The sequence below is a fragment of the Micromonospora sp. RL09-050-HVF-A genome (assembly GCF_019374995.1).
GTDB lineage: Bacteria > Actinomycetota > Actinomycetes > Mycobacteriales > Micromonosporaceae > Micromonospora > Micromonospora antibiotica.
This window is the reverse complement of sequence record NZ_JAGKQP010000002.1, coordinates 5,057,986-5,070,709: the sequence shown is the minus strand read 5'-3', so window position 1 is coordinate 5,070,709 and position 12,724 is coordinate 5,057,986. Positions and strand designations below refer to the sequence as shown.

The window sequence follows — 12,724 nt, the reverse complement described above, 5'->3', positions numbered from 1 at the left end:
TCCTCCCCCAGCTTGGCCGAACCCCGGGTTGACTGTGACGAGCATCATCGGGTTAGCACATCGGGTAAACGTGCCATGTTCGACTGATGACAGCCCTATTACGGGCCAGTACGGCGATCCGCCCGGATCACCCAGGTTCCCCCAGGAAGACCCGGCGGACCACCCGCTCCGCCGCGTGCCCGTCGTCCCAACCGCAGAACCGCTCCCGGAACGCCTGCCGCGCCCGCTCGGCCGACTCCCCGGTCACCGCGCCGCAACGGAAGACCGCACACAGCTCGTCGAAGGTCAGCGCGACCTCCCCCGGCGGCTCGGCGGTGACGTCGAAGTAGACCCCCCGGGCCAGCCGGTAGGCGTCGTGGTCCGGGGCGTAGATGACGATCGGCCGGTCCAGCACCGCGTAGTCGAACATCGCCGACGAGTAGTCGGTGACCAGCACGTCGGCCGCCAGATAGAGGTCCTCCACGCTGGCGACGTCACTGACGTCGACCACCCGACCCCCGGCCCGCCGCCGGGCCCGGCCCTGCCGGTCGTGGAAGTAGTGGCTGCGCACCAGCAACCGCCCGGCCGGCCCGAGCACCTCCAGCAGCCGGTACGGGTCGAACGGCGGCCGGTAACCGGGCAGGTGCTCCCGGTGGGTCGGCGCGTAGAGCACCACCCGCTCGTCCGGGGTGACGCCGAGCCGGGCCCGCACCGCAGCCACCTCCTCGGTGGTGGCGGTGACCAGCCGGTCGTTGCGCGGGTAGCCCACCTCCAGCCGGACGTAGTCCGCCGGATAGGCGCGGTCCCACATCTGGGTGGAGAACGCGTTGGAGCTGACGCTGTAGTCCCACCGCTCCACCCGGCGCAGCAGCCCCGCGAAGTCCATCCCGACCGCACCGAGCGGGTACCGCTGCTGGTCCAGCCCCATCACCTTGACCGGGGTGCCGTGGTGGGTCTGCACGTGCACCTGACCGGGGCGCTTACGCACGAAGTCCGGGAAGTTGACGTTGTTGACCAGCCAACGGGCCCGCGCCAGCACCCGCTGACAGTCGAGGGTGCCGGCCACGACGTACTCGGTGCCGGGCGGGAGGGTGTCGATCCGGTCCCGACGGACGATCCACACCCCGCGTACCTGCGGGGCGAGCCGGCGGGCGGCGGCGTGCACCGCCGCCGGGTTGCAGGCGTAACCCCGGTACCAGTAGGCGGCGTAGACGGCCAGCGTCGGGTCGATCGGCCGGCGCATCTCGGCCCGGTAGCACTCGTGCAGCAGCGCGTCCCGGGCCAGCCGGGCGGTGCGCCGGGCCACCGGCCGGGCCCGCCGACCGGCGCTGCGGGCGACCTCCCGGGCCTGGTTGGCGGTACGCAGCGCGCTGAACGTCCGCCACCTGCCGGCGGCGACCAGCCGGTGCTTGAGCCCGTCCCACCCGTCCGGCACCGGATAGCCTCCGGTGGGTCGGAACCGCCGGTGGTCGGCGGTGATCCGCTGGAAGAACGCCGGCCGCAGCTGCGGGGCGATCCGGTCGCCGTTGCCGAGCACGGTCAGGTAGTGCCAGATCATCCGTTCGAAGACCACCGGTCGCAGCTCAGCCAGGTCGGGCCGCTCGTCGAGGAACCCGAACACCCGGTGCCACTGGTCGAAGACCTCGAAGTGCCGGTCGTCGAGGGTCCGGGTGATCGCACCGGCCCGGCGCTGCCGGTAGTTGACGCAGACCCGGTCGAGCACCCCGATCCGCCCGGCGGCCAGCAGCACCGGGTAGCTGAACGCGACGTCCTCGTACCAGCCGAGGGCGAAACGCAGCCCGAGGCCGGTGAGGAACTCCCGGCGGACCAGCCGGTTCCAGGCGGTGTGCAGCAGGCGCAGCGCCTCCGGCCGCTCCGCCAGGCGGAACGTCGCCGCGCCTGGCGGTTCGGGAAACACCTCCGACAGGGCGCTGCGGGTGGCCCGCTCGTCCCAGTGCACCCGGACGTGGTCGACCAGCAGCACGTCCGGACGGGTGGCGGTGAGCCGGTCGGCGACCTCGGGCAGGCAGTCGGGGGCGAGCCAGTCGTCGCCGTCGAGGAACCAGACGTACTCGCCGGTGGCCCGGTCCAGCCCGGCGTTGCGGGCCGGACCGAGCCCCACGTTGCGTGGCAGGCGGAGCGCCCGGACCCGGGGGTCACGGGCGGTGTACTCGTCGAGGATGTCGCCGCAGGTGTCCGGGGAGCCGTCGTCGACCCCGATCACCTCGATGTCCCGCACCGGCTGGCCGAGCAGCGAGTCCAGGCATTCGCGCAGGTAACCCTGCACCCGGAAGGCCGGTACGACGAAGCTGATCAGCGTCATCCGCCCCGCCCCTGTCGTCAGCCCGGCGAACCACCCCGCACGGGTACGGCCGCCGCCCGGCTCGCGCGGGCCGGCAGGACGACCCAGGCCAGCACGACACTTGCCACGAACACCAGCAGAAGGTACGCACCGAGTGTAGCCATTACAGGGCTGGCAAATCCGGCGATCGCCGCCACCGCCAACAGCACCGAACGCCCCTCCCAGCCCAGCGTCCACCGGTGCAGGGGCGGGGCCACCTGCCGCTTCTCCAACCGGGCGGTCAGGTCGTAGTGGTGCACGGTCAGCACGAAGACGTACCCGAAGAGCAGCCACGCCGGCACCCCGCCGACCACCCCGACCACGGCGGCGAACAGGTACTCGCCGGCCCGCAACGCCGCCGGCACCAGCCAGTCCAGCGGCCCGTTGTGCGCCGCACCCGCACCCAACCCGGCCACCAGCAGCACCAGCAGCGCCACCGGCAGCCACCAGCGCAGACCGCCCGGATCACCGTCGCCGGCCGCCCGGAACAACCCCACCACCAGCAGCACCGCCGGCCCGAGCACCCCGAGCACCGCCAGGGTCAACGGGCCCATCGGGCGGACCACCGGCAACCGGGCCGCCACCGGCCCGTCGTCACGGTGCAACGTCGCATCGACCGTGTCCAGCACCGGCACCCACATCCAGCGCGCCCGCAAAGTCCGCAACGCGCCCGTGTAACCGAACGCCAGCACCCCCCACACCAGCACCGAGACCAGGCTGACCAGCGGCCCGAACAGCGCGGCGGTGACCGCGATCAACGCCCACCGCTCACCGATCGGGAAGACCACCGTCCGCTTCAACCAGTACGACACCGAGCCGGTGTCCGCCTGCACCCGGGTCGACGCGGCGTTCAGCTTCCCGCCGATCCCCCCGGCGGCCGGGGTGACCGGGCGGGGACGCCGGGCCGCCTCGTCGTGCAGCACCCCGTACCAGGCGTCGGTCATGTGCCGGACGGTCTGCAACGTCATCGCGGCGATCGCCAACGCCCAGCCGTAACGGAACCCGGCGTGCGTCGCGCCGTAGCCCAGCCCGGCGTAGACCAGGTACTCCTTCGCCCGGTCGGCCATCGTGTCCAGCCAGCCGCCCCAGGCGCTGAAGTGCCTGGTGTACCGGGCCAACTGCCCGTCCACGCAGTCGAGCACGAAACCCAGGTAGAGCAGCACCGCGCCGGCCACCAGGGCGACCCGGCCACCCGCGCCGAAGAGCACCGCCGCGACCACCGCGAACAACACCGAGATCATGGTGACCCCGGTCGGCGTCAGACCCAGCCGGGCACACGCCTTCGTCACGTACGGCGACCAGGTGCTGACGAAGTAGGTGGTGAAGAAGTCGTCGCGTTCCTTCACCGACAGCCGCAGCTCCGCCCGGTCCTCGTCCACCCCGGCCAGGGCCGCCTCGGCGGCGGCCAGGCCGGCCGGGTCGGTGACCCGGTGCGCCACGAGCAGGCGTACCCGGTGGGCGAAGGTCAGGGTGCCGAGGTCGGTGAGCGCCGCGAACAGCCGGTCCACGGCGGCACCGGCCACGCCCCCCGCTACCGGGCCGTGGGCGGCCTGCACCACTACCTGGCCGTGGGCGGCCTGCCCCGCCACCCGGCCATCGGCGGCCTGCGGGCCGTGGACGGCCTGCGGCGACGCCGGGCCGGCGGCGGCGCGGGCCGCGGCGGCCAGGGTCGGCAGGTCGTCCGCCCCGACCCGCACCGCGCCGCCGAAGACGCCGGTGGCGTCGGCCAGCTCCGGGCCCGCGTCGACCACCTGGCCGCGTTCCTCGCGGACCACCGTCTGACCGGCGGCCGGCGCGTCGGTGAGCACCAGGGCCACCGTCGGGCCGACCGGGCTGGTCACCAGATGCCGCAGTACGGCCGTGTGCGCGACCAGGTCGCCCCCGGTGACCAGCACCGGACCGGTGACGGTGTCGACCAGGGCGGCCAGCTCGGCGAGACCGGCGACGGTGTGCACCCGGTCCGCCCCGGCCCGGCGCAACTGGTCGGCGAGCCGGTCGGCCAGGGGTACGCCCGCGCCGGTGGGGGGGCCCGCGGCCGGCGCACCGGCGGCGAGCACGATCGCCAGGGTCACCTCGGCACCGCGGCGTGGTACGCGTCGAGCGCCTCCGCGACCGTCCCGTCCACGGTCAACCGCCCGCCGTCGAGGTAGAGCCCCCGACGGCAGAACCGGGTCAGATCCTTCTCGTTGTGTGACACCAGCACCAAGGTGCGCCCCTCCGCGAGCAGTCGGTCGATCGTCGAATAACACTTCCGGCGGAACTCCGCGTCGCCCACCGCGGTCACCTCGTCCATCAGCAGGATCGGGTGCGGCAGGTGCGAGATGATCGCGAACCCGAGCCGGACCTTCATCCCCGACGAGTAGTGCCGCACCGACGTGTCGATGGCCCGTTCCACCTGCTCACCGGCGAACGACACGATGTCGTCGAAGTGTCGCCGCAGGTAGCCCGGGGACAGTCCGTGCAGCCCGCCGACCAGATAGAGGTTCTCCCGACCGGTCAGGTCGTTGGAGAACCCGGCGGAGAGTTCCAGCAGCGGCGCGACGTCACCCCGGACGGTGATCCGCCCCTCGTCGGGGATCAGCACCCCCGCGATCAGCCGCAGCAGGGTGCTCTTGCCGGTGCCGTTACGCCCGATCACACCGAGCGTGTCGCCCGGCGCGACGGTGAACGAGACGTCCCGCAGCGGCCAGAACTGACCGGCGGTGGTGGCCCGGCCGCCCCGGTGGATGAACAACTCCCGCAGCCGCAACTGCCGACGCCGGTTGCGGACGAAACGGATGCCGAGACCCTGCGCCTCGATGATCGGCGGCACCTAGAGTTCCTTCAGCACGGCCGGTTCGAGCTTGCGGAACGCCCACCAGCCGGCCACCAGCACCAGCAGGCTGCCGGCGATCGTGGTGGTCAGCAGCCGGGCGTCCGGGAACTCGTCCGGGTACCAGATGGCGTGCTGGAGCTGGAAGATGCCGACCAGCGGGTTCAGCTCGTACGCCACCTTCACCCAGGCCGGCATGCCGGACTCCCGGACCAGGCTCAACGGATAGATGATCGGGGTGGCGTAGAACAGCACCCGGATGACCAGCCGCATGAACCGTTCCACGTCGCGCATCAACACGTTGACCGCCGACAGCAGCAGGGCCAGTCCGACCAGCAGTGTGCCCTGCACGGCGACGGCCAGCGGCAGGCTCAGCAGCGACCAGCCCAGCTCGATCCGGCCGTGTACGGCGTAGACGGCGGCGACGGCCAGCAGGATCGGCAGGCCCGCGACGTACTCGGCGAACCGGCCGGTGACCCGGCCGATCGGGAAGACCTGCCGGGGTAGGTTCATCGTGGTGATCAGGCGGGACTGCCCGGTCAGCGCATTGGTCGCCTCGCTCAACGCCGAACTGGTCCACATCCAGGCGAAGATGCCGGTGATCAGGAACAGCGGGTACGACCCGGCGGCCTCGCCGAGGTGCCGGTTGGTCGGCCCGGAGTAGAGCACCCCGAAGACGAAGAAGTAGATCGCGCCCATCCCCAGCGGCTCGATCAGCGACCAGAAGTAACCGAGCACGGACTGCTGGTATTTCACCGCGAGATCGCGTCTGACCAGGATGCGCAGCGAGTTGCGGTGCGACCACAACGCCGTGACGCCTGCGGTCACCGTCGCCTCCCGCCTGACAACAACGGACGACAGGTTAGCAGTCGGTGAACGAACGCCCCCTCAGCACTCGATCACGTTGACGGCCAGGCCGCCGCGTGCCGTCTCCTTGTATTTGACCTTCATGTCCGCCCCGGTCTCGCGCATGGTCTTGATGACCTTGTCGAGCGAGACGTGGTGCACCCCGTCGCCGCGCAACGCCAACCGGGCCGCCGTGATCGCCTTGATGCTAGCCACCGCGTTGCGCTCGATGCAGGGGATCTGCACCAGCCCCCCGACCGGGTCGCAGGTCAGCCCGAGGTTGTGCTCCATGCCGATCTCGGCGGCGTTCTCCACCTGCTCGGGGATGCCGCCGAGCGCCTCGGCCAGCCCGGCGGCGGCCATCGAACACGCCGACCCGACCTCACCCTGACAGCCCACCTCCGCCCCGGAGATCGAGGCGTTCTCCTTGAACAGCACCCCGATCGCCCCGGCGGCCAGCAGGAACCGCACCACCCCCTCGTCGGAGGCCCCCGGCACGAACCGGGTGTAGTAGTGCAACACCGCCGGGATGATCCCGGCCGCACCGTTCGTCGGAGCGGTCACCACCCGGCCACCGGCGGCGTTCTCCTCGTTGACCGCGAGCGCGAACAGGGTCACCCAGTCCATCGCGCGCAGCGGGTCCGTCGAGCCGGCGTCGGCCTCCAGGCTGCGGCGCAGCTCAGCGGCCCGACGACGGACCCGCAACCCACCCGGCAGCACCCCGTCCCGCTCGCCACCCCGGGCCACGCACTCCCGCATCACCCGCCAGATGTCCAGCAACCCGGCCCGGACATCCGCCTCGCTGCGCCAGGACAACTCGTTGGCGAGCATCACCGCACTGATCGACAGGCCGGTGTCGGCGGTGACGTCCAGCAGCTCGGCGCCGGTCGAGAACGGGTGCCGTACGGCCGTGGTGTCCGACGTGATCCGGTCCGCCCCGGCCGCCGCCTCGTCCACCACGAACCCGCCACCGACCGAGTAGTACGTCCGGGTCCGCACCTCGACCCCGGCCGCGTCCCAGGCCACGAAGGTCATCCCGTTCGGGTGGTACGGCAGCGACCGGCGGCGGTGCAGCACCAGGTCCCGGTCCGGCTCGAAGTCGATCTCCTGGCCACCGGGCAGGGCGAGCCGACGCCGGGTGCGGACCTCGGCGACCCGGGGGCCGACACTGTCGGTGTCCACCGTCTCCGGGCTCTCACCGGCCAGCCCGAGCAGCACCGCCCGGTCGCTGCCGTGACCGTGACCGGTCGCACCCAGCGAACCGAACAGCTCCGCCCGGACCCGGGTGACGGTGTGCAGCAACCCGTCGGCCTTCAGCCCGGCGACGAAGGTACGCGCGGCCCGCATCGGGCCCACCGTGTGGGAACTGGACGGCCCGATACCGACACTGAAAAGGTCGAAGACACTGATCATCGCTGCGCTTCCTCGCCGTCGCCCGGTGGTGCCGGGTCCGGGCCGGGTCCGTGGCCGCCCGGGGTCCGCCGGTGACCTGCTGATCCCGCCCGGGGTGGGGGCGGTGTCGACCGGCGAGCCTACCCGCCCACCCCACCCCAGCCCCTTCCCGCACCCCGCACCCCGCACCCCGCACCCCGCACCCCGCACCAAGATCGTGCTCGATCCTGGTTGTAGTGGCATCCCTGCGCCTTGGGCGAGGCCACTACAACCAGGATCGAGCGTGATCTTGGTGCCCGAACGGCCGGGGTAGGCGGCGCGGGCTGTGGCGGGCAGCGGCCAGACAGCGCGGGCAGCGGCCAGACAGCGCGGGCAACGGCGGGCAACGCAGGCAGCGCGGGCAACGGCCAGGCAGCGCGGGCAACGGCCAGGCAGCGCGGGCAGCGCCCGGGGCATCAGCCGGGCCGACTCGGGTAACCACCTACGGGTACGGGGTCACCGGATCACTCTCGGGACGGAGGGCAAGGTGGCCACCCCTTCCTACCGTGGAATGCAGCGCGGCGGATCGCCGCAGAGTGGAGTTAGACGATGAGTCGCAAACTGGTCCGACCCCGCGAGGGGCGCATGCTCGCCGGTGTCTGTGCCGGCCTGGCCCGCCGGTTCAACACCTCGGCCACCCTGGTCCGGCTGCTGTTCCTGCTCTCCCTGCTGCTGCCCGGCACGCAGGTGATCGTCTACCTGGTGCTGTGGATCCTGATGCCCAACGAGGACCGCTACGCCACCACCACCTACTGACCGCGCCGGGCCACCCGACGAAGACCGTAACGCCGCCGCCCGACGAGGCGCATCGCTGCCGCCGCGCCGCCCGACGAAGATCGCATCGCTGCCGCCGCGCCGGGCGTCGCCCGGTCACCGTGGATGCCGCCTCCCGTCCCAGGGAGGCGGCATCCTGGCGTTCCCACTCCCTGACACCAACCCCATCGACATCCACAAGCCCCCACCCGATCAATCACCCGTCGACAGCGTGCAGATGGGGTTACACGCGGTGATCAAGAGGTTTACGTCAACTTGAAGATCAAGAATGACGTAAACCTCTTGATCACCGGGATCAGCCGGGGCACCGGGGGCACCGGGGGCACCCGGGTCGCCGTTGGGCGTGGTGCTGTGCGCTTGCGGTGAGGGGCTGCGGGTTGGCCGGGGCGCGGACGGTGGGGGCGCTGCGGGTCAGGGGGCCGTGTAGGTGATGGTGATCTTTTCGTAGCCGAGCGAGCGGAGCAGGCCCTCCAGCATCTTGCGGGTGTTCTCCTCGGCGCGCTTGGCCAGCCCGCTGTCCCGGGCCGCCGTGGTGATCCGCTCCTCGGCCATCCGGTAGACCTGCTGCTGCCGGTTGGGGTCGCCCTGGACCAGCTCACCGATCCGGTTGAACAGGCCGCGCTCCTCGGCGAAGACGTAGCTCTTGTCCATGTCGAGGTTGGTCTGGCCGAGCTGCGGCGCGGGCAGCTTGATCTCGACGGACTTACCGTCGGCGGACGGCACCACCGCCCCCTCGCCGATCTTGCCGAAGTCCACGTACGCCTCGACGCTGCCCGCCCCGACGAAGAGGGTCCGCTGGTTGAGCAGGAACTCCGGCACGTTCTTACGGTCGTTCTGGAGGTCGACCACGACCTGGAAGTTGCCCTCGGCCGCGACGTAGCGGCTGAGGTCCTGGATCGACTTGAGCAGCGGCGGCTGGCTGCGGTCGGTCTGTTCCTTGGCGAACGGGTTGCGGAAGTCCGGGAAGAGCCCGGTCACCTGCGTACCGAGCAGCACCACCACGACCAGCGCCGCCGCGCCGAGCACCCAGAGCAGCCCCGGGCCGGGCCGCCACCGGTGCGGGGCGGGTCGGCCGGTGGGGTGTCGGGGTCGACCGGGTCGCCCGACCGGGTACGCAGTGTGTCGGCGGTCGGGTAGCCGGGGAACTCATTCTGGGGGGTCTCACCGTCGCGGGCCATCGCCCTCACCGTCCTCGTCAGACACGTGCCTCTGTCGATGACGGTACGGCCACCGTGCGACGCGCGCGCGGCGAGCGCCCCGAACGGGTGACGGGCGGTCGTCAGCCGAAGGCGGACAGCCCGGTGAGCCGCTGCCCGATGACCAGCTGGTGGATCTCGGAGGTGCCCTCGTAGGTGAGCACGCTCTCCAGGTTGTTGGCGTGCCGCATCACCGGGTACTCGCCGGACACCCCGTTCGCGCCGAGGATCGTCCGGCACTGGCGGGCGATCGCCAGCGCCTCCCGCACGTTGTTCAGCTTGCCCACGCTGACCTGGTCGGGTCGCAGTGTTCCCGCGTCGGCCAGCCGGCCCAGGTGCAGGGCGAGCAGCAGTCCCTTGTTCCACTCCACGGCCATGTCGGCGAGTTTGGCCTGGGTGAGTTGGAACCCGGCGAGCGGCCGGCCGAACTGGGTGCGGGTGGCGGCGTACGCCAGGGTGGTCTCCAGGCAGTCGCGGGCGGCGCCGAGCGCCCCCCAGACGATGCCCTGCCGGGCCTCCGTCAGGCAGCTCAGCGGTGCCCGCAGCCCGACCGCCGCCGGCAGCGGGGCGTCCGCCGGCAGCCGGACCCCGTCGAGGGTGATCTCGCCGGTCACCGAGGCGCGCAGCGACATCTTGCGGCGGATCTCCCGCGCCGTCACCCCGGGGCTGTCCATCGGTACGAGGAAACCCCGCACCCCCTCGTCGGTGCGGGCCCAGATCACCCCGACGTCGGCGATCGGCGCATTGGTGATCCACATTTTCGCGCCGTCGAGGATCCAGTCGTCGCCGTCGCGGCGGGCCCGGGTGGTCATCGAGGCCGGGTCGGAGCCGTGGTCGGGCTCGGTCAGGCCGAAGCAGCCGATCGCCTCGCCGGCGGCCATCGCGGGCAGCCAGCGTTGCTTGTGGTCCTCGCTGCCGAAGCGCCAGATGGCGTACATGGCCAGCGAACCCTGCACCGACACCAGGGAGCGGACGCCGGAGTCGCCGGCCTCCAGCTCCAGGCAGGCCAGCCCGTACGCGACGGCCGGGGCGCCGGCGCAGCCGTACCCGGTCAGGTGCATGCCGAGCAGGCCGAGCCGGCCGAATTCCCGGGCCAGCTCGCGCGCCGGGACGTGGCCGTCCTCGTACCAGCCGGCGACGTGCGGGCGGACCCGGTCGTCGACGAGCCGGCGGACGACGGCCCGGATCTGCCGTTCCTCCTCGCTCAGCAAGGCGTCGACGTCCAGCAGGTCCAGTACGGTGCCCATGGCCGCCACCTTAACGAGTGTTCAGGCGGGCGTCACTCGGGCTGGCCGGTGTAGACCAGCACCCGGGCGTGGATCTGGTTGCGTTGCTGCAACGCCGCCCGCAGCGCCCGGTGCAGGCCGTCTTCCAGGTAGAGGCCGCCGCCCCACTCGACCACGTGCGGGAACAGGTCGCCATAGAAGGTGGAGTCCTCGGCGAGGAGCTTGTCGAGTGCCAGCTCACGCTTGGTGGTGATGAGCTGGTCGAGCCGCAGCGGGCGCGGTGGGATCTCCGCCCACTGTTTGAGAGTCAGGTTGTGTTCCGGGTAGGGACGCCCGTCCCGGACCGCTCGGAAAATCACGGCACGCTCCCCTCCCCGTGGTCAGGCCGACCCTCGGCGTGGTGCCGGGTCACGCCGAGGTGCCGCGCCGTGCGGCACCGATGACGGTGCCAGCCTATCCGCCCCTGCCACACCGCGTTTTGCTCCCCGTTGTCGGTTTCTCTCGCTCCGTCACCCACTGCGCAGGGTACGAACCGGCATCAACTCCACCGACCGCGCCGGACCACCTCGTCCACCGGCCGACGCCCCCGCCGCAGCGACGGTGACCGATGGTCAGCCGAGCGGTAACCCACCGTGACCGCGCCGATCGGATGGTAATCCGGCGGCACCCCGAACGCCTCCCGGTACGCCGCCAACCGGTCGGGCGGAATGCCGAAGAAACACGCCCCCAACCCCTCGTCCACGGCGGTGAGCAGCATCAGCAGCGCGGCGAAGCCGGTGTCGACGTACCAGTAGGGCACCGGCCAGCGGTCCTCCGAACGGTCCGCCCACCCTTTGTCCGGCTCCGCGTACCGCTCCAGGTAGACCGACCGGTTGGCGTGCGGCACCACGATCAGCGGGGCGCGGCGCATCCCCGCCAGCCACCGGTCGCGTCCACCGCCCGAGGGGGTGGCCGCCGCCCAGAACCGCTCCCGGTCAGCCGGCTCCTCCAGCACCAGGAAACCCCAGCCCTGGGCGAAGCCCGCCGACGGCGCCCGGACCGCGTGGTCGAGCAGCCGGTCCACCACCTCCGGCGGGACCGGCCGGTCCGGGTCGTAGTTGCGGACCATCCGGCGACGCCGGACCACCTCGCCGAACTCCATGCTCAGACCCCGGGCCGGATGCCCCAGTTGCCCCGCCAGGTCTCCCCCGGGGCCAGCGCGATCACGTCCCGGCCGGACCGGAACGCGTCGGGCGGGCAGGTCATCGGCTCCACCGCCACCGACCGGCGGTGCCGCTCACCGGTGAGCGCGTCACCGGTGAAGACCTGCCACCAGCCGAACTCGCGGTCCGCCCAGAGGTGCACCCCGTCCGCGTCGTCGGGGGCGGTCAGGGTCACCGACGAGCCGCCGTCGGAGTCCCGGATCACGTCACCGAAGCAGAGGTCGAGCTGCGCGGCACCGATCGGGCGGGGGCTGGTCCAGTCGTACTCGGTGCCGGCCACCGGGGTCGCCCCGATCGGCAGCAGCCGGGCGTCGACCTGCAACCGGCTGCGGGCCGGCAACCGCATCGTGAGGTCGTCCACCGCGACCCCCGCCAGCCGCAGGTAGGGGTGCACGGAGAACCCGAACGGCGCGGCCTCGCCCCCGGTGTTGGTCACCTCGTGCTCGCCGCGCAACCCGTCCGCCCCGACGCTCCACCGGGTACGCAGCCGCAACGACCACGGGTAACCCGGGGTCGGCGGCAGGTCGTAACCGAGGGTGACCGTGTCGGCGGACTCCTCGATCAGCTGCCAGCGCACCCAGTTGACCAGGCCGTGCAGGGCGACCCCCCGGGTCGGCTCGGTCAGGTCGAGCTGCAACGACCGGTCCCCGAAGGTGTACTTCCCGTCCCTGATCCGGTTCGGCCAGGGGGCCAGCACGTGTCCGGCGCTGCCGGGGCTGATCTCGTCCTCGGCGTACCCGTCGAGGTAGTCCACCCCGTCGCGCCGGTACGTCCGAACCCCACCGCCGACCTCGACGATGACGGCCTCGTGGCCGTCGGCGGCGATGGTCCACTGTGTCCCCGAGGGCGGCCGGTGCATGGCGTTGTCCATGTCGTGACCCTAGTCGGTGCCCTGGCCCGCCCGCCGGACCCGGCTG

General features: G+C 72.1%; 11 protein-coding genes. 1 reads left to right on the top strand and 10 read right to left on the bottom strand.

Features of this window, described 5'->3' with window-relative positions; all coding sequences use genetic code 11:
* Positions 1-127 precede the first annotated feature (127 nt).
* The 5 genes from J7462_RS22465 to J7462_RS22445 are packed head-to-tail and all read right to left on the bottom strand — an operon-like array spanning position 128 to position 7,391.
* Positions 128-2,302: a bifunctional glycosyltransferase family 2 protein/CDP-glycerol:glycerophosphate glycerophosphotransferase gene (locus J7462_RS22465; protein ID WP_219466169.1), complete on the bottom strand. Its 2,175-nt coding sequence runs from the start codon at positions 2,300-2,302 to the stop codon at positions 128-130.
* Positions 2,303-2,319: 17 nt separating this feature from the next.
* Entirely contained in the window at positions 2,320-4,392 is a 2,073-nt protein-coding gene (locus J7462_RS22460) for a DUF5941 domain-containing protein (protein ID WP_219466167.1), read from the bottom strand.
* The gene (locus J7462_RS22455; RefSeq protein WP_219466164.1) at positions 4,389-5,132 is read right to left on the bottom strand and encodes an ABC transporter ATP-binding protein; all 744 of its coding nucleotides are present in this window, start codon (positions 5,130-5,132) and stop codon (positions 4,389-4,391) included. Before J7462_RS22455 ends, J7462_RS22460 begins: the two co-directional genes overlap by 4 nt.
* Positions 5,133-5,960, bottom strand: a complete 828-nt coding sequence (locus tag J7462_RS22450; protein ID WP_208565637.1) for an ABC transporter permease — start codon at positions 5,958-5,960, stop codon at positions 5,133-5,135.
* A gap of 60 nt (positions 5,961-6,020) precedes the next feature.
* Positions 6,021-7,391 (bottom strand): L-serine ammonia-lyase, encoded by a 1,371-nt coding sequence (locus tag J7462_RS22445; protein ID WP_219466156.1) that lies wholly within the window; start codon positions 7,389-7,391, stop codon positions 6,021-6,023.
* Positions 7,392-7,958: 567 nt separating this feature from the next.
* Between J7462_RS22445 and J7462_RS22440 the strand changes: the two genes are divergently transcribed.
* A complete protein-coding gene (locus J7462_RS22440; protein WP_208565635.1) occupies positions 7,959-8,165 on the top strand; it encodes a PspC domain-containing protein in 207 nt (68 codons plus the stop codon).
* Between the two features lie 429 nt (positions 8,166-8,594).
* On the opposite strand, the gene J7462_RS22435 is transcribed toward J7462_RS22440, so the two are convergent.
* From J7462_RS22435 to J7462_RS22415, 5 genes are all read right to left on the bottom strand, one after another.
* The gene (locus J7462_RS22435; RefSeq protein WP_308290987.1) at positions 8,595-9,209 is read right to left on the bottom strand and encodes a DUF4230 domain-containing protein; all 615 of its coding nucleotides are present in this window, start codon (positions 9,207-9,209) and stop codon (positions 8,595-8,597) included.
* A gap of 253 nt (positions 9,210-9,462) precedes the next feature.
* Positions 9,463-10,626, bottom strand: a complete 1,164-nt coding sequence (locus J7462_RS22430) for an acyl-CoA dehydrogenase family protein (protein WP_219466145.1) — start codon at positions 10,624-10,626, stop codon at positions 9,463-9,465.
* Positions 10,627-10,658: 32 nt separating this feature from the next.
* On the bottom strand, positions 10,659-10,964 hold the full coding sequence (locus J7462_RS22425; protein ID WP_208565632.1) for a type II toxin-antitoxin system VapB family antitoxin: 306 nt from the start codon (positions 10,962-10,964) through the stop codon (positions 10,659-10,661).
* Positions 10,965-11,143: 179 nt separating this feature from the next.
* Positions 11,144-11,746, bottom strand: coding sequence for a nitroreductase family protein (locus tag J7462_RS22420; RefSeq protein ID WP_219466141.1), 603 nt, complete (start codon positions 11,744-11,746; stop codon positions 11,144-11,146).
* A gap of 2 nt (positions 11,747-11,748) precedes the next feature.
* Positions 11,749-12,678, bottom strand: a complete 930-nt coding sequence (locus J7462_RS22415) for an aldose 1-epimerase family protein (RefSeq protein WP_208565630.1) — start codon at positions 12,676-12,678, stop codon at positions 11,749-11,751.
* Between the last annotated feature and the right edge of the window lie 46 nt (positions 12,679-12,724).